This window comes from Rhodococcus sp. IEGM 1318, from assembly GCF_033142465.1.
Taxonomy (GTDB): domain Bacteria; phylum Actinomycetota; class Actinomycetes; order Mycobacteriales; family Mycobacteriaceae; genus Rhodococcus_F; species Rhodococcus_F qingshengii_B.
Window position 1 is genome coordinate 163,649 of record NZ_JAWLSC010000013.1, and the last position, 16,751, is coordinate 180,399.

Genomic DNA, 16,751 nt, shown 5'->3' on the forward strand with positions numbered 1-16,751 from the left:
GGACAGATGTCTTTTGATCAGTGGGTGCTCGACAGCGCAGTGAGTCAGCGGACGGCGTGGCTCGTGGACGTGGTCGACGTCATCACCGACAGTGGCGGAACACTCGCGTCGTGGCTGATCGCGACGCTGCTGACGATCGTGCTTCTGGTTCGAGGGCTGCGCACCGAAGCTCTGTTGATCGCCGGGTCGATGTTGACCGGACTACTCGTGATGAGCGGATTGAAGCGCATCTTCACCCGAACCCGTCCACCCGTTCCGGAGCGTTTGATCGAAATCGATTCGTATTCGTTCCCGTCGGGCCACGCGATGATGAGCGCGATCCTCGCGACTTCGGTTGCCGCCGTGATTCTTCGGCTTGTCCTGCCGAGGCTCGCGAAGTTGGTAATGTTCGCGAGCCTCGGCCTGTACATGATCGCCGTCGGATTCTCCCGCGTCTACCTGGCTGCCCATTGGATGACCGACGTTCTGGCAGGTTGGGCGTTCGGGATGATGTGGGCCGGAGTGTGGATCTGGGGAACTGCGCAGATCAAGGCGCGCCGGACGCCGGTTGCTTCGTAAGTTCGGCGAGTAGTTCGCTTGTAGCCCAAGGCAAGCTCAGCGCTGAGCTTGCGGTCAGGGCAGCGCCGACCTGCGGGGCCTGATCGTCGTTGACGTAAACGACACGGTTGTTCTTGGCCACGTCGAGTTGCTGGAAGCCGAGATTGTTCCGGACCGCCTGGGCGGCATCGGGATTGCCGATGACCACGAGACGGTCCACATCGAGGAGATCGAGTCGTTCGGTGGAGATCGGAGCGTAGAACTCGCCGTTCATCAACGCCTCGACCGCGAGAGCAGGTTTGAATCCGAGGCTGCCGAGGATCCGTCCGCGGGCATCCTCGGAGGAGAAGGCGTAGAACTCCGGAGTCGTGTCGACGCTGATGATCACCGCGGTCTGATCCGCGAATTCGGGGTGAGCGCTTCTCGCGTCGGCGAACTGCTTGTCGATGTCGGCGACCAACTTCTCGCCGTCGGCTTCGCGGCCCACTGCCTTTGCCGCGGTCTTGGTCGTGATCTGCCACGGGGTTGCTTAGTCGCCGTAGGCCGGATCCTTCGCAACGGTGGGGGCGATCGCGGAAAGTGTGCTGTTCAGGTCTTTGTCGATGCTCGAGTAGAGCCCGAGCGTGCTCATCGTTGTAGCCGACGGTGACGATCCGCTGTGGTTCGGAATCGATCGTGGTGCTGCCGAAGGCGTGATCGATCGTGACGGGGAAGACGCCGCCTCCGGAAGTCGACGAACTATTTGTCGCGTCGTCGTCGCCCGATCCGCAGGAGACGAGTGCTGTGCCGACCAGTGCGACCAGGGCAACGGACGTCAGTCCTCGGCTTTTACTACGGTCGAGGCTTTTCCAACGATTTCGGAGGGAGATCCTCACGGTGGCGTGTTTCCTTTCAGCGGCGGCAAGCCGGGATCCGCACAAAAATGCAGGGTAGGCTTACCATACTGGAGGGGTGAATCGACCCGCTCAGTCGACCAGACCGGCGCCCTGTTGCGCGCCCTTGTCGCCGCGTACGGCTGCGCGCCGTTGGATCGAGAACAGAGCGAAACCGAGGAAACCGACTCCGATGCCCGCGTAACAGATCGGGAGTGCATCCGACCAACGATCGCCGCTCACCGCGACCACGATCGTGGCGACCACCCACAACGCGGTGCCGACGATCAGTGCCGGCGCGGGTGCGGACAATTTGCCGATCAGGCTGGTTGTGTTGCGAGTCTCGGTCACAAAATTAACGCTACCCGTACCCCGGTGGCCTACTCTCCCTAGTGCGACCGGCTTCATGTGCGCCGGCACACGGCGACCTACAGCGATGGGGAAAGAACAAACATGGCGGCACCCGGCAAGATCCTCGACACCTATTTCAAGATCAGCGAACGAGGGTCGACGATCTCGACCGAGATTCGCGGCGGTGTCGTCACCTTCGTGGCGATGGCTTACATCGTGGTCCTCAACCCCCTGATCCTCGGCAGTTTCTCGGCTGACGACGCCGCAGCGAAGACCGACGTTCTCGGCAACATCCTTCCGGTCAACCAGGTGGCTGCGGTCACCGCTCTGGTTGCCGGCCTGATGAGCATCGTCTTCGGTGTCGTTGCCAACTATCCGTTTGCCATTGCCGCGGGTCTCGGCATCAACAGCCTGCTCGCCGTCACCATCGCACCTCAGGTCACCTGGCCCGAGGCGATGGGCCTGGTGGTCATCGACGGTGTGATCATCGTTCTGTTGGCACTCACCGGTTTCCGAACTGCGGTGTTCAATGCGATTCCCTCGGCATTGAAGTCCGCGATCGCGGCCGGTATCGGCATGTTCATCGCCTTCATCGGGCTCGTCGACGCCGGGTTCGTCCGCCGTATCCCCGACGCCGCCGGTACGACGGTTCCCGTCGGACTCGGAATCAACGGCTCCATCGCTTCGTGGCCGACCGTGGTGTTCATCTTCGGTGTCCTGCTCATGGGTGTTCTGGTCGTGCGCAAGGTTCGTGGTGGACTGCTGATCGGCATCGTCGTCACGACGATCCTCGCCGCGATCATCGAGGCAGTCGCTGACGTCGGACCCTCGCTCGGAACCAACCCCAAGGGCTGGAACCTCAGCATCCCCGCGATCCCGGAGATGCTCGGCGGTATGCCTGATCTGAGCCTGGTCGGCGACGTCAGCATCTTCGGCGCATTCACCCGCATCGGTGTTCTGGCCGCCAGCCTGCTTGTCTTCACCCTCGTACTCGCGAACTTCTTCGACGCCATGGGCACGATGACGGGTCTCGGTAAGGAAGCCGGCCTGACCGACAAGGACGGAAACCTCCCCAACGTCGGTCGCGCGCTTGTCGTCGAAGGCGCGGGCGCGATCGTCGGCGGTGGCGCTTCGGCGTCGTCGAACACCGTGTTCGTGGAATCCGCGTCGGGTATCGCCGAAGGCGCCCGCACGGGTCTGGCAAACGTGGTCACCGGACTGCTCTTCCTCGTCGCGATGTTCCTGACGCCGCTGTACTCCGTTGTGCCGATCGAGGCAGCTGCGCCTGCCCTCGTCGTCGTCGGTGCGCTGATGATCGGACAGGTCCGAGACATCGATTTCACCAAGTTCTCGGTGGCACTCCCGGCGTTCCTGACCATGATCGTCATGCCGTTCACCTACTCGATCGCCAACGGCATCGGCGTCGGCTTCATTTCGTGGGTGGTCCTGCACGCTGCCAGCGGTGGTATCAAGAAAATCCACCCGTTGCTGTGGATCGTGGCGGCACTTTTTGTGGCCTACTTCACTGTCGGACCCATTACCGACGCCCTTACGTGAAATCGGGGTTGACCGGTATTCGATTACGTGAGCTACCGGCCAGCTCGTGACGTATTGTCTGACGCGTGACCACCGAAACTCGTGCGCTGGCCAGCGATCTTTCCCTGGCTGTAGTGCGTCTCACCAGGCATCTGCGCGGCCGCAGAGTCGACGCTCAGGTATCGCTGACGCAACTGTCCGCTTTGGCGAGCCTGGATCAGTACGGCCCGATGACTCCTGGCGTACTCGCAGCACGTGAGAAGGTTCAGCCGCCGTCGATGACGCGGGTTGTTGCTTCTCTCGCCGAGCTCGGTTTGGTCGAGCGTTCGCCGCATCCCACGGACGGTCGTCAGATCATCGTCAACCTCTCCGACGCCGGGCAGGCGTTGCTGGCGGACGAGACCCATGCGCGTGAAGTGTGGATGAACGAGCAGCTGGCGGGGTTGGGTGGCGAAGAACTCGCGACGCTGCGCGGGGCTGTCGAGATCATCACAGAGATGGTCAACAAGACGGAGTAGCTCCGCAATGCCATAGGTCGCGTAGCTCCGCTACATAGAGGTCGTTGCCCAAACGAATTACTCGAGGGGCAAGATGGTGTGGTGCCCCGAGATCCCGATTCCGGCATGTTTGCCGCGCTCCACAACCGTAACTACCGCCTTTGGGCTTCCGGACAGATCGTTTCTCTGGTCGGCACGTGGATGCAACGCATCGCCCAGGACTGGCTGGTACTGACGCTCTCGGACGGCAACGCGTTGGCGGTGGGCATCGTCATGGCCTTGCAGTTCGGCCCGACGCTGTTCCTCTCTGTGTGGGGCGGTGTGCTGGCCGATCGGTACGACAAGCGTCGGATCCTGATCTTCACGCAGTGGGCGAGTGCGGTGTGCGCGCTCGTACTGGGTGTGTTGGACGTCGGCGGACTGGTCGCGTTGTGGCACGTCTTCTTGATTGCCTTTGCACTCGGCTGTGTCTCGGCGCTCGACGCACCGGTGCGTCAGTCGTTCACTATCGAAATGGTAGGCAAGGAGCACCTTTCCAACGCCATCGCGCTCAACTCCATGACATTCAACACGGCCCGCATCGTCGGTCCGGCCATCTCGGGTGTTCTGATCAACCTGATCGGTACCGGGTGGGTGTTCCTGCTCAACGTCGCGACGTTCGGTGGGGTGCTTATCGCGCTCTACCTCATGAACAAGAAGGAGTTGATCCCGTCCGAACCGGCTCCGCGTACCAAGGGGCAGGTGCGCGACGGGTTCCGATATGTGTGGGGCCGCAAGGACCTTCGGGTGATCATGGTGTCCGTCTTCATGGTCTCGACGTTCGGACTGAACTTCGCGATCAGCCTGGCGGTGATGGCGCGTAACACGTTCGGTCTCGAGGCAGACGGCTACGGACTCCTGTCGACGACGCTCGCCGTCGGAACTCTTGCCGGCGCTGCGTATGCCGCAAGGCGCAAGGAAGCGCCGCGACTGCGAACGTTCCTCGGTGCCGCCGTGGCTTTCGGCGTGTTCGAGGTCGCGGTGGGATTGATGCCTACCTACGCGTTGGTGGCGCTGATGTTGATTCCCACGGGCGCACTGACGTTGACGTTCACGACGTCCGCGATGAACATCCTGCAGATGTCGGTCCCCTCCGAGATGCGCGGGCGGGTGATGGGCATCTACATGCTCAGTTTCCTCGGTGGCACACCGCTGGGAAGTCCGCTGCTGGGTTGGCTCGCCGACTCCGTGGACCCACGTGCACCCCTGATCGTGGGCGGAGTGATCTCGCTCGTCTCGGGCACTGTGGCCGGGGTGTACCTGCTACGTAGCGAAGGGCTGAAACTTCGGCTCGCGCGACCGGAAGACGGTGGCAGGCTGCCGGTGTTCGTCCTGCGCCCGGTGATCGTGTGCGATGCGACCGAACAGGCAGTCGAGGCTAGCCGCGCGCCATGACCTTCTCACGCTTGGGAAATACCGTGTAGCTCAATGCGATTGCTCCCCAGATTCCCAGCACCACAGTCAGCTTGCTGATCCATCCGTCGAGGGCCCCCGTACGGGCGGGGTCGTCGACGAGGAAGATGGCGGCGGCGAGAAGCCCGCACGCGATCGCCCAGGCGATCGCGGCTTTGCCGAACTCGCGCCATTCGCGCAGGGCCCGCGCACTCCCGTACTTGGGCGGTGCCACGGGCGTTGGGCCACCGGCAAATCGGTAGGCGAACCTGGCGTCGGCCCAGGAGATGAGGCTGTGTCCGAACGCAACGGAGAATCCGATGTAGGCCGCGGCAAGCCCGTGGGCGAAGTTCGCCTCGCCACCTCCACGAAGGTCCAGGGCTGTGGCGACGAGCAGCACGACATCCACCAGGGGAGCGCAGATGAGCAGCGCGGCACCCAGTGTCTTGCGGCGCAGCAGATATCGGGCGGTGAGACCGGCGGCGATGAACACCCAGAACATGATTTCGCACGCGATGATCAAGTGGACGATCATGACATCAGCTCATTTCTAGTACGACTGTATTAGTGATGGGAAACTAGCACAGTTGTGTTAGTTTTGTGAAGTGGTGAAACGAAGCAGTCCGGACGAGCGGCGGGAAGAGATAGCCGAGGCCGTCTGGCGTGTGATTCGACGAGACGGTGTCGCGAGCGCCAGCGTCCGGGCCGTCGCGGACGAGGCAAAGATGTCGACGGGCTCGCTACGTCACTTCTTCGCCACGCAGTCCGAACTCTTGCTGTTCGCGATGACGCTCGTGACTGTCCGGGTGGAGAAGAGGATTGCCGGCATCGACTTTGACCCCGACATCCGCCGCGCGATCCGTCAGTTCACCGATCAGTTCGTTCCCCTCGACGAAGACCGGCGTGAAGAAATGCAGGTCTGGGAGGCCTTTGCTGCTGCCGCTCAGACCGATCCGGCGTTGACGGCGGTGCGTGACGAGACGGATCGGACTTTGTTCGAACACTTCTTTTCGTTCGTCGAAGCAGTGGACCAAGCGGGATTTCTACGGCCGGGCGCCTCGGTCGAGATCGAGGCGATGAGATTGCATGCGGTGGCTGACGGGCTCGCGTCGCACGGCGTCGACAATCCCGACCGAACCAATCAGGACGTGATCAGCCGGGTGCTCGACGCGCATTTCGCCACAATGCTGCGCTAGATCGGGAGTACTGACGGGAGCTCGCGGTGCGTACGGCACGATAGACCCGTGGTTCACGTCATCGACATCTCAGATCCCGCCGACCCCCGGCTGGATGACTTTCGCGATCTCAACTCCTCGGATCGACGCCCTGACCTGCCGGAGGGCAAGGGGTTGGTGATCGCCGAGGGAGTGTTCGTCACCCAGCGGCTGCTGACCTCGCGGTTCGAGCCGATCAGTCTCCTCGGCGTCGAACGACGGCTCGTGGAGTTGGCCGACGACCTCGATGGGGTGGACGTGCCGTTCTACCGTACGAGCGCCGAAGTGATGGCCGAGGTCGTCGGATTCCACCTGAACCGTGGCGTCCTCGCTGCAGCGGCACGTCCGGCACCGCTCGCGGTCTCGGACGTGTTGAAGGACGCGAAGACGGTAGCGATCCTCGAAGGCGTCAACGATCACGAGAACCTCGGCTCGATGTTCCGTAACGCTGCGGGGCTCGGCGTCGACGCCGTTCTGTTCGGGAAGGGCTGTGCCGACCCGCTGTATCGGCGCTCGGTCCGCGTGTCGATGGGGCACGTGCTGCGAGTGCCCTTCGCGCATGTGGCGAAATGGCCGCACGACCTGGAGGAGCTGCGTGGCAACGGTTTTCAGCTCATCTCCTTGACCCCGAACCCGGAGGCTGTCACTCTGGCCGAAGCGATGACCGGGGAGAAGGTGGCGCTACTCCTGGGCGCCGAGGGGCCAGGACTGACCGAACATGCGATGCGCGCCACCGACATTCGCGCCAAGATACCGATGGCACCAGGCACCGATTCGCTCAACGTCGCGACCGCAGCGGCGATGGCCTTCTACGAACGTGTGAGGACCGGTCAGTGACTCAGGACCGCACTCCCTGGTTCACCGGAATCGCGGTGTCGGTATTCGCCGCGATGCTCTCGACCAGTGCCGTAGCGGCGTTCTGCATCGCGCTGGGCAACGTAAACGTGCTCCTGGCGATTGTCGTCAATCTCATTGCGGTAGGCGGACTTGCGCCGACCGTGTGGCGCTGGCGAGCGATTCCCGTCTGGCGATGGGTGGTCTTCGGGGCAGTTGTCGGCGTGCCGCTCGGGTGGATCGCAGCGATAGCCGCGTGAACGTCTGAGAGGCAGCTCGCCACTACTTGAACCCGAAGTACCGGGCGAGGCGTCTGCGCGGCTTGGCTGCCGGTGATTCGTGGATCGGCGGCATGTTCTCTTGCATGGTTACCTCGGTCGGTGCCTGCTCGGGTACCGACACGGAAGCTGGTGGCGCAGGTTTGGGCGCCTCGCCGGGGCGGTGAATCTTGAAGCCCCACAGGAGAATCTGCGTCGTGTCCAGTTCGTGTTCTCGCGGAGCGCCGGTGTATCGGAATCCCAGCCACTCGAGGTTGGCGGACTCCGCGAACTGTTGCGGGTGGAACGGCAGTGACTGTGGATCGGGCAGGATCCCAGGCGGATAGCGTAGAGGATGATCGCCGGCCCAGAATTCCCGTTCCCAGGTCTGTGGGATCCCCACATTTTCGACGATGTCGATCGGGATGGCACTGAACGAGCGCCGTAGCTCGCCGTCCTCCCACAGTGCAAACGAGCCCTGCGCGGTTTCGGGGACGGAGCTGATCAGCAGCGTCGAACCACCCCCGGCCGAAAGGTGCCAGGACTCAGGCAGTTTCGAGGGGACGAAGGTGCTGAGTTCGGCGCTGCACACGACGCTCACCTGGTTGTACGCGCCGATGAAGACGTAGCCGGGGCTCACCGTCGCGGCCATCGACAGCGGCTGGGGCCCGAGGGATTCGAACTCCTTGTCCGGGTACAGCGACATGGCGATTTTCAGCGCCTCTGTCTGATCCGGCTGAGGGTACTTGCTCAATTCGGTGCGAGCGTCTGCGCCGCCCAGAAACCAGATCGTCGACACCCGTGCAGCCACCGGCAGCCCTCTCTCCTCAGCCTCGCTCGAAAGAAGAATACTTTCCTTCGGCTCAGCGACCGCTGCTGCGGACCCCGAGAAGAACGTCGTCCCACGAGGGCAGAGCAGGCCTTCCGCGCTTGTCCTTGGTCTGCGTCTGTTGCGGCGCGGTTTTCGGCGTCACATCCGGTGCGGGTTCGGGAACCTCTTCGGCGACGACGGTTTCCGGTTCGACGGCAATCGGCTCGGGCGCCACGATCCGTTCCGCCACTACCGTCCGCTCGGGGACTATTGCGGGCTCCGGCTCGATCTCCGCCACAGGTTCGACGTCGAACCTGGACAGTTCGAGCTGTTCCGGCTCGTTCGAGACCACCGGTACCAGGCCGCGGAGCGGGCGACCGAAGTCGGGATCGATCAAGTCGAATGCCGCGTCGTCGAGTGCGACGATCGTTCCGCCGTGCGCGTCGGGCTGGTAGCGCCAGTGTGCGGCGTTGGTGGTGCGACCGGCCTGCCACTGCAACTGGGCGACCCACTGATTGTCCTCGTCACGCCAGGCATCCCAGGTGGCCTCGTCGATGCTGTGGCCGCGGGCGCGGAATGCGTGAGTCACGATTTCGGAGAGGGTCGGAACCGTCGGGCCGTTGTCGCGCACCGGGTGTCCGCCCTGAGCCATCTCCGCGGCGCGAGAACGCTCGAGCAGAACGGGGTACGCAAAGCGCTCGACTTTGCTGATGGGGATCTTCGCTTCTTCGGCGACCTGCTCTACGGAAGCACCGGAACGAATGCGCGCCTGAATTTCGCGGGGACGGAGTTGGCTTTCCATTTCGATCTCAATCTGGCCGAGTCGAGCCACGTCTCCGCGGGAAGCTGCACGAAGTTTGTCATCGGCGGGAAGCCGGAATTTCTGGCCGGTTTCAGCATCTGCGCACACCACATGCGATCCATCGGGTTCAAGTCCGATCACTCGAAGCTCTCGCACATTGACCTCCTTATCGCGCCGGCTCGCGACTTTGCGCCGCGCTCAACTGTAATTCATTCGTGACCATGGACTCGGCAGGACACGCAGGGCGAGATGACCTCGCATCCGCCTGCCGGTGTGGTAGCTCACAAGGTCTTGCGCAAACGACGTCTTGCGCAAACGGCGTCTTGCGCAAACGACGTCTTGCACAAACGACGCTCGGCCCCCGACACGATGTCGAGGGCCGAGCGGTGAAGCAGTGCGAAAATCAGCCGAGCTGAGAAACGACCCAGTCGATGCTCTTGGTGAGAGCGGTGACGTCATCGGGGTCGATGGCCGGGAACATGCCGACACGCAACTGGTTGCGTCCGAGCTTGCGGTACGGCTCGGTATCGACGATTCCGTTGGCGCGCAGGATCTTTGCGACCTCGGCAGCGTCGACGTCGTCGTTGAAGTCGATGGTGCCGACAACCTGCGAGCGGTGTGCCGGATCAGCGACGAACGGCGTTGCGAACTCGCTGGCCTCGGCCCAGTTGTACAGGCGCGAGGACGAATCCGCGGTGCGAGCGGTGGTCCAGTCGAGGCCGCCGTTGCTGTTCATCCACTCGATCTGGTTGGCGAAGAGCAACAGCGTGGCCAGGGCCGGGGTGTTGTACGTCTGATCCTTGGAGCTGTTGTCCACGGCGATGGGCAGCGAGAGGAAGTCAGGCGTCCAGCGTCCCGAATCCTTGATCTCCGCGACGCGCTCGAGGGCGGCCGGGCTCATCAGCGCGATCCACAGTCCGCCGTCTGCAGCGAAGCACTTCTGCGGAGCGAAGTAGTAGACGTCGGAATCGGCGACGTTGACCGGGAGTCCACCGGCGCCCGAGGTGGCGTCGATGGCGATCAGGGCGTTCTCCGAACCCGCGGGACGCGAGACGGGGATCGACACACCGGTGGAGGTCTCGTTGTGCGCCCAGCCGATGAGATCGACGGATGGGTCCGAGACCGGCACCGGAGCGCTGCCCGGATCGGCGGAAACGACGATCGGGTCACCGATGAACGGGTTGGCCTTTGCGACCGAAGCGAACTTGGAGCTGAATTCGCCGTTGGTCAGGTGCAGCGACTTCTCGCGGATGAGGCCGAATGCAGCCGCATCCCAGAACGCAGTGGTTCCGCCGTTGCCGAGGACGACCTCGTAGCCCTCGGGCAGTGAGAACAGATCGGCGAGGCCGGAACGAATGCTGGCGACAACGTTCTTGACCGGCTTCTGGCGATGGCTGGTGCCGAACACCGAAGCGCCCACCTCGACCAGGGACTGCAGCTGCTCGGGGCGAACCTTGGAAGGACCGCAGCCGAAGCGTCCGTCGGCGGGCTTGAGGTCGGCGGGGATGATCGGTGTGGAGGTCATCGCTTCTTTCTGTTCCTTCACTTGTGTTCTGTACTACCGTGATTGGCGAATTCGAGCGGGTGTCACGCGTGGCTGATCTGGTCCCAGCCCTCGACGGACTCAGGAGTGCGGGGCTCCGGGCCGGTGTAGATGGCGGCCGGGCGTACCAGCTTACCGAGACGCTTCTGCTCGAGGATGTGTGCACACCAACCGGCGGTGCGACCACAGGTGAACATGGCGGGCATCATGTGCGCGGGAACCTCGGCGAAGTCGAGGATGACTGCAGCCCAGAACTCGACGTTGGTCTCGATCGCGCGATCGGGACGACGCTCACGCAGTTCCGTCAGTGCTGCCTGCTCGAGAGCTGCGGCAGCCTCGTAGCGGGGAGCGTTGAGGCGCTTCGCGGTGGCGCGGAGCACGCGTGCACGGGGATCTTCGGCGCGGTAGACGCGGTGTCCGAAGCCCATGAGCTTTTCCTTACGGTCGAGGATTCCCTTGACCAGTGCGCGGGCGTCGCCGGTCTTCTCGGTCTCTTCGATCATCGGAAGAACGCGGGCCGGAGCGCCACCGTGCAGCGGGCCGGACATCGCGCCGATGGCGCCGGAGAGCGAGGCCGCGACGTCGGCGCCGGTGGATGCGATGACGCGGGCCGTGAAGGTGGAGGCGTTCATGCCGTGCTCGGCTGCGGAGACCCAGTACGCGTCGATTGCCTCGACGTGTGCCGGATCGGGCTCACCCTTCCAGCGCACCATGAAGCGCTCGGTGACCGTCTTGGCCTCGTCGATGCGGCTCTGGGGGACTGCGGGCTGGTAGATGCCGCGAGCGGACTGCGCGACGTAGGACAGTGCCATGACGGATGCGCGGGCGAGCTGGTCGCGGGCGGTCTCGTCATCGATGTCGAGGAGCGGCTGGTAGCCCCAGATGGGAGCCAGCATCGCAAGTCCGGCCTGGACGTCGACACGGACGTCGCCGGTGTGAATGGGGAGGGGGAACGGCTCGGCCGGCGGGAGGCCGGGGCCGAAGCGGCCGTCGACGAGAAGGGCCCATACGTTGCCGAAGGTGACCCTCTGGCCGACCAGGTCTTCGATGTCGACTCCGCGGTAGCGCAGTGCGCCGCCGTCTTTGTCGGGTTCTGCGATATCGCTGGTGAAGGCGACGACGCCTTCGAGTCCGCTCACAAAATCGTCCGGTATTGCTGCGCTCGCTGCCATTCTCGTGGACTCTCCTCGTTCGAGTGCGCCAGGTCTACAGTCGCACTGCCTCAGCTTCAGTGACTGCGCCTCGGTGCTCGCAGGGATGAGCACGCACCGTGTTTAGTACTGCGCAATCGTCTCGTCCCGATTCGGTTGCTGTCGCTGGTGCGGCTCGCGGTCCGGGTCGGGTCTAGCCACGGCAAACTTTAGCGCGTGCCGCGTAGCCGTTGGCCAGTGAGTACCCGGGAGTAGCGTTCTCGGCTGTGTCGAATGAACGTCAGGACCCGCAGGCGGTGGACAACGAACTCGCGGCCATGCGTGTGGGCTATCCGCAAGCAGGCAGCGAATCGGAGTCCGTCGAGGACCGCGTGAGTGCGGAATTGGATACCTCGGTCGTCGAGACCGGTTGGCTGCCCCTCATGCGTCAATGGCTCGTGGACGCCGTCGAAGCGGACGCGCCGGAACCGAACGCCATGACTCTGTCGACGGTGGACGACCGTGGACACCCGGCGTCGCGCACCGTGCTCTGCAAGGGCCTCAGCGAAGACGGCGTGCTCTTCTTCACCAACTATGGATCCGACAAGGCTCGTCAACTCGACGCCCATCCGTACGCGTCGGCCAACTTCACGTGGCTGACTCTTGCCAGGCAGGTGATCGTTCGCGGCGCCACCGAACGGGTGAGTGCTCAACTGACGCAAGAGTACTGGCGAACCAGGCCTCGTGGATCGCAGCTCGGCGCGTGGGCGTCGTCGCAGTCTCGTCCGATCGGCTCGCGTGCCGATCTCGACGAGCAACTACGTGAGGTTGCTGCTCGATTCGGCGTGGACGGTGAGATTCCGGTGCCACCGAACTGGGGCGGGATTCTGATCCGGCCGGAGTCTGTCGAGTTCTGGCAAGGACGCGCGAACCGCATGCACAATCGAGTTCGCACGAGTCTGGTCGACGGTCAGTGGTCCGCCGTCCGACTCCAGCCGTGAGCAGGCTACTTGCGGACACGACTCCGCTCGAGAATCGCGACTATCGACGACTGTGGACGGCCGGCATCGTCACTGTCATCGGCGCTCAGCTCAGTGTGGTCGCGGTACCGCAGCAGGTGTATCAGATCACCTTGAGCTCGGCCTATGTTGGTCTGACGGGAATTTTCGGCCTGGTACCGCTGATCGTTTTCGGTCTGTGGGGCGGCGCTCTCGCCGACGTCATGGATCGACGACGGCTGTTGATGATCACCTCGATCGGACTCGGTGTCACGTCGGTTCTGTTCTGGATCCAAGCCGCGCTGAACGTGAACAACGTGTGGTTGGTGCTCGGCTTGTTCTCGGTTCAACAGGCGTTCTTTGCCGTCAACCAGCCGACGCGAGCGGCGATCATTCCTCGGCTGATTCCGGGCCGACAGTTACCTGCCGCGAACTCGCTGAACATGACCGTCGTGCAGTTCGGTGCGATAGCCGGCCCGCTGCTGGCCGGCGTTCTGATTCCGAAGGCAGGTCTGCAGCTGCTGTACCTGGTCGACTCGATCTTTCTGCTCGCCACGTTGTGGGCAGTGTGGAAGCTCCCGGCGATTCCGCCGACCGGGACCTCTCGGCGGGCCGGATTGAGCGAGGTGCTGGGCGGCTTCACGTATCTGGCGACGCAGAAGGTTCTGCTCGCATCGTTTGTGGTGGACATCATCGCGATGGTGTTCGGGATGTCGCGAGCACTGTTCCCGGAGATCGCCCACGAATCCTTCGGTGACCCCGCCAGCGGTGGTTTTGCCCTCGGACTGCTGTTCGCGGCGATGTCGGTGGGAGCTGTTCTGGGCGGAGTCTTCTCGGGCTGGTTGCCGCGGGTGCAGTACCAGGGACGCGCCGTGCTGGTCTGCATCGCGCTGTGGGGACTGTCCATGGTCGGCTTCGGCGTTGCCGTGTACTTCGCGAGTCCGGGTTCCAGCGTGATTCTGCTCTGGGTCGCGGTGGCGTTCCTGGCTTTCGGCGGCGCCGTCGACATGGTCTCGGCCGCATTCCGCAGCACGATGCTCCAGCAAGTGGCAACCGACGATATGCGTGGAAGATTGCAGGGCGTCTTCATCGTGGTCGTGGCAGGTGGTCCGCGCATCGGTGACGTACTGCACGGCGGAGCGGCCTTCTTGCTCGGAACCGGTGTCGCGGCGGCCGGCGGCGGCTTCCTGGTGATTGTCGGCGTTGTCCTTTCTGCTCTCGCATTTCCGGCGTTCGTTCGTTACAAGGTGGGACGCGCCGCCTGACGTTCTGGTTAACCGGTCGCTCGTGGTGGAAACTGGTACGTATGACTGCGCCGCACAGCACGGGTAGGGGAGGGTTCGAGATCCGTGGTGGCGGCTATCGAGCCGAGATCGCCGCGGCCGGTGCCGGGTTGCGGCTTCTCGATCACGAAGGACCGAACGGTCAGCGCGCGCTGACCGAGACCTGGGCACTCGGATCGAAGCCACCGCTGTCGGCCGGATTGGTTCTCGCGCCGTGGCCCAACCGAATTCGCGACGGGCACTTCATGTTCGACGGCATCGAGCATCAACTCGAGATCACCGAACCTGCACTGGGGAACGCGAGCCACGGGTTCGTCCGTCGTCGCAATTGGAGCCTCGTGGACCACACCTACGAGCGCGTCGAACTGTCGGTGGACGTCGGACTGCACAAGGGTTGGCCGTATCCGTTGCAGCTGACGATCGCCTACGCAGTCGGTGCCGACGGGTTGACCGTCACGCATACGGCCACGAACAAGGGTGCGACCTCGTCGCCGTTCGGGCTCGGAATGCACACATTCATTCGCGCCGGCGACTTTCCGCTCGACGAATGTGCGCTGCATCTGGCGGCCGGCACGCGGTTACCGATCGATCCGGCGAGGATGCTGCCGAATGCGTATTCGCAGGCAGTCGCCGGTACGGACTACGACTTCCGGACACCGAGACCGCTCGCCGGAGTTCAGTTGGACACGCCGTACAGCGCGTTGGACGTCGTCGACGGGAGTGGTCGCACTCAGCACGAATTGCTCGCGCCGGACGGAACGGGCACCGCGCTGTGGACCAACCGCGAGTTCCCGTGGGTTCAGGCATTCATCGCAGATCCTGCCAATGACAAGGGATATCCCGACCGTGGACGCGCATTGGCATTGGAACCGATGACATGCCCGCCCGACGCCTTCAACTCGGGCATCGATCTCCTGGTCCTTCAACCGAATCAGTCGTGGACGGGTAGCTGGGGCATCAAGGCTCTGTGATCCGGCTCTCATACCGTGGGATCGTGTAACGCCAAGTAGGCATCAGCCGATAACAATCGGTTTTCAGTACACGGTGTCAGTGGTACGGAAGGTCCATCGTTCGTCCATATCGTGTGCTCCTGTCGAGACGTGCAGATCAGTGTGGGTGAACGCATGATTCCGTAGACTGGAGTATCGGTCGCGCGAGGGAGAAAATTCAGCCTGTAACGTGTTTCAGTTTCGGCGGGTATGTCGGGTTCGTGAGTACCCGAAAAATAGCCGTGGAGCGACCCTCCTTCGGCACGATCTCGCCCGTGCGACTAGTTTCTAGTTGATCGCATGTAGTTACTCGTTGGTTCGAGCTTGAGAGGGATCCTTCGTGCCCGCTGACAATGACACAAAGCCCACGCTTACTTACCCCGGTGGTGAGTACACGATGTCCATTGCCAGGGCAACTGAGGGCAATGACGGCATCGAGCTGGGAAAGCTGCTGGCCACAACGGGGTACACCACCCTTGACCCCGGTTTTGTGAACACTGCATCCACCAGTTCTGCAATCACCTATATCGACGGCGAGAAGGGGATCCTGCGTTACCGCGGATATCCCATCGAGCAGTTGGCGGGTAAGTCGACGTTCATCGAGGTCAGCTACCTGCTGATCTACGGGGAACTTCCGACCGACGCCCAACTCGAGTCCTTCACGGACCGCATTCGTCGACACACCCTGCTCCACGAGGACCTCAAGCGGTTCTTCGACGGTTTCCCGCGCAACGCTCACCCGATGCCGGTTCTCTCGTCCGCAGTGAACGCACTGTCGGCGTACTACCAGGATTCGCTCGATCCCGAGGATCCGGAACAAGTGGAACTGTCCACCATCCGTCTTCTCGCGAAGCTGCCGACCATCGCTGCGTACGCGTACAAGAAGTCCGTCGGACAGCCGTTCCTGTATCCGGACAACTCGTTGAACCTGGTCGAGAACTTCATGCGTATGACGTTCGGCTTCCCCGCCGAGCCGTACCAGGGTGATCCCGAGGTCGCCAAGGCACTCGACATGCTGCTGATCCTGCACGCGGACCACGAGCAGAACTGCTCGACGTCGACCGTGCGTATGGTCGGCTCGTCGGACGCCAACCTGTTCACCTCCGTCTCTGCCGGCATCAACGCACTGTGGGGCCCGCTGCACGGCGGCGCGAACCAGGCAGTGCTCGAGATGCTCGACGAGATCAAGGCCAGCGGCAGCACCGCAGCCGAGTTCGTCCGCAAGGTCAAGAACAAGGAAGACGGCGTGAAGCTCATGGGCTTCGGGCACCGCGTCTACCGCAACTACGATCCGCGCGCTGCGCTGGTCCGCGAAACCGCGCACACCATCCTCGCCAAGCTCGGCGGCGACGACGAACTGCTCAACATCGCAATGCAACTCGAAGAAGCCGCCCTCACGGACGACTACTTCATCGAGCGCAAGCTCTACCCGAACGTCGATTTCTACACCGGCCTCATCTACCGCGCGATGGGCTTCCCGCCGCGTATGTTCACGGTGCTGTTCGCCATGGGCCGGCTGCCCGGTTGGATTGCGCACTGGCGTGAAATGCACGAGGATCCGGCTACGAAGATCGGCCGCCCACGCCAGATCTACACCGGCTACACCGAGCGCGACTATCGGGAAATCACCACCCGCTAGCCCCTGCCCACAATTTTCGCCTCAACG

Annotated in this window: 18 protein-coding genes; 11 read left to right on the forward strand and 7 right to left on the reverse strand. The window is 63.2% G+C overall.

The window, feature by feature from the left end; genetic code table 11:
- Positions 1–6: 6 nt before the first annotated feature.
- Complete coding sequence (locus R4P65_RS26610; RefSeq protein WP_317828738.1) at positions 7–558, forward strand: phosphatase PAP2 family protein; 552 nt, start codon at positions 7–9, stop codon at positions 556–558.
- On the opposite strand, the gene R4P65_RS26615 is transcribed toward R4P65_RS26610, so the two are convergent.
- Positions 527–1,024 (reverse strand): ABC transporter substrate-binding protein, encoded by a 498-nt coding sequence (locus R4P65_RS26615; protein WP_317828739.1) that lies wholly within the window; start codon positions 1,022–1,024, stop codon positions 527–529. The genes R4P65_RS26610 and R4P65_RS26615 overlap by 32 nt on opposite strands.
- A gap of 478 nt (positions 1,025–1,502) precedes the next feature.
- On the reverse strand, positions 1,503–1,760 hold the full coding sequence (locus tag R4P65_RS26620) for a DUF2530 domain-containing protein (RefSeq protein WP_151531711.1): 258 nt from the start codon (positions 1,758–1,760) through the stop codon (positions 1,503–1,505).
- 102 nt (positions 1,761–1,862) lie between these two features.
- Between R4P65_RS26620 and R4P65_RS26625 the strand changes: the two genes are divergently transcribed.
- The 3 genes from R4P65_RS26625 to R4P65_RS26635 all read left to right on the forward strand — a co-directional run bounded on the left by R4P65_RS26625 (position 1,863) and on the right by R4P65_RS26635 (position 5,227).
- Complete coding sequence (locus R4P65_RS26625) at positions 1,863–3,317, forward strand: NCS2 family permease (RefSeq protein WP_003940242.1); 1,455 nt, start codon at positions 1,863–1,865, stop codon at positions 3,315–3,317.
- Between the two features lie 65 nt (positions 3,318–3,382).
- Positions 3,383–3,814 (forward strand): MarR family winged helix-turn-helix transcriptional regulator, encoded by a 432-nt coding sequence (locus tag R4P65_RS26630; RefSeq protein WP_230814521.1) that lies wholly within the window; start codon positions 3,383–3,385, stop codon positions 3,812–3,814.
- Positions 3,815–3,919: 105 nt separating this feature from the next.
- Positions 3,920–5,227, forward strand: a complete 1,308-nt coding sequence (locus R4P65_RS26635) for an MFS transporter (RefSeq protein WP_230814745.1) — start codon at positions 3,920–3,922, stop codon at positions 5,225–5,227.
- On the opposite strand, the gene R4P65_RS26640 is transcribed toward R4P65_RS26635, so the two are convergent.
- Positions 5,211–5,759 carry a hypothetical protein gene (locus tag R4P65_RS26640; RefSeq protein ID WP_317828740.1) on the reverse strand — a complete coding sequence of 183 codons (549 nt, stop codon included), beginning with the start codon at positions 5,757–5,759 and terminating at the stop codon, positions 5,211–5,213. The two genes, R4P65_RS26635 and R4P65_RS26640, sit on opposite strands and share 17 nt — an antisense overlap.
- Positions 5,760–5,832: 73 nt before the next feature.
- Here R4P65_RS26640 and R4P65_RS26645 point away from each other — a divergent pair, with 73 nt between their 5' ends.
- From R4P65_RS26645 to R4P65_RS26655, 3 genes are read left to right on the forward strand one after another with little or no spacing between them, the layout of a single operon-like run.
- Positions 5,833–6,420 (forward strand): TetR/AcrR family transcriptional regulator, encoded by a 588-nt coding sequence (locus R4P65_RS26645; RefSeq protein WP_317828741.1) that lies wholly within the window; start codon positions 5,833–5,835, stop codon positions 6,418–6,420.
- A 48-nt stretch (positions 6,421–6,468) separates the two neighbouring features.
- Complete coding sequence (locus tag R4P65_RS26650) at positions 6,469–7,275, forward strand: RNA methyltransferase (RefSeq protein WP_317828742.1); 807 nt, start codon at positions 6,469–6,471, stop codon at positions 7,273–7,275.
- Positions 7,272–7,532 (forward strand): DUF2537 domain-containing protein, encoded by a 261-nt coding sequence (locus R4P65_RS26655; RefSeq protein ID WP_230814517.1) that lies wholly within the window; start codon positions 7,272–7,274, stop codon positions 7,530–7,532. The genes R4P65_RS26650 and R4P65_RS26655 overlap by 4 nt, the downstream gene beginning before the upstream one ends.
- A gap of 22 nt (positions 7,533–7,554) precedes the next feature.
- Here R4P65_RS26655 and R4P65_RS26660 read toward each other — a convergent pair whose 3' ends face one another.
- The 4 genes from R4P65_RS26660 to R4P65_RS26675 all read right to left on the reverse strand — a co-directional run bounded on the left by R4P65_RS26660 (position 7,555) and on the right by R4P65_RS26675 (position 11,857).
- Positions 7,555–8,340: a DUF6928 family protein gene (locus R4P65_RS26660; protein WP_317828743.1), complete on the reverse strand. Its 786-nt coding sequence runs from the start codon at positions 8,338–8,340 to the stop codon at positions 7,555–7,557.
- 52 nt (positions 8,341–8,392) lie between these two features.
- A complete protein-coding gene (gene sepH, locus R4P65_RS26665; RefSeq protein WP_230814515.1) occupies positions 8,393–9,298 on the reverse strand; it encodes a septation protein SepH in 906 nt (301 codons plus the stop codon).
- A gap of 247 nt (positions 9,299–9,545) precedes the next feature.
- Positions 9,546–10,667, reverse strand: a complete 1,122-nt coding sequence (gene serC / locus R4P65_RS26670; protein WP_007733484.1) for a phosphoserine transaminase — start codon at positions 10,665–10,667, stop codon at positions 9,546–9,548.
- Positions 10,668–10,729: 62 nt separating this feature from the next.
- Positions 10,730–11,857 carry a citrate synthase 2 gene (locus tag R4P65_RS26675; protein WP_230814514.1) on the reverse strand — a complete coding sequence of 376 codons (1,128 nt, stop codon included), beginning with the start codon at positions 11,855–11,857 and terminating at the stop codon, positions 10,730–10,732.
- A gap of 245 nt (positions 11,858–12,102) precedes the next feature.
- Between R4P65_RS26675 and pdxH the strand changes: the two genes are divergently transcribed.
- From pdxH to R4P65_RS26695, 4 genes are all read left to right on the forward strand, one after another.
- Positions 12,103–12,816, forward strand: a complete 714-nt coding sequence (gene pdxH, locus R4P65_RS26680) for a pyridoxamine 5'-phosphate oxidase (protein ID WP_317828745.1) — start codon at positions 12,103–12,105, stop codon at positions 12,814–12,816.
- On the forward strand, positions 12,813–14,078 hold the full coding sequence (locus R4P65_RS26685; protein WP_317828746.1) for an MFS transporter: 1,266 nt from the start codon (positions 12,813–12,815) through the stop codon (positions 14,076–14,078). The genes pdxH and R4P65_RS26685 overlap by 4 nt, the downstream gene beginning before the upstream one ends.
- A 41-nt stretch (positions 14,079–14,119) precedes the next feature.
- Positions 14,120–15,067 carry an aldose 1-epimerase family protein gene (locus R4P65_RS26690; protein WP_317828747.1) on the forward strand — a complete coding sequence of 316 codons (948 nt, stop codon included), beginning with the start codon at positions 14,120–14,122 and terminating at the stop codon, positions 15,065–15,067.
- 358 nt (positions 15,068–15,425) lie between these two features.
- Positions 15,426–16,724, forward strand: coding sequence for a citrate synthase (locus R4P65_RS26695; protein ID WP_230814510.1), 1,299 nt, complete (start codon positions 15,426–15,428; stop codon positions 16,722–16,724).
- The last annotated feature ends 27 nt before the right edge of the window (positions 16,725–16,751 follow it).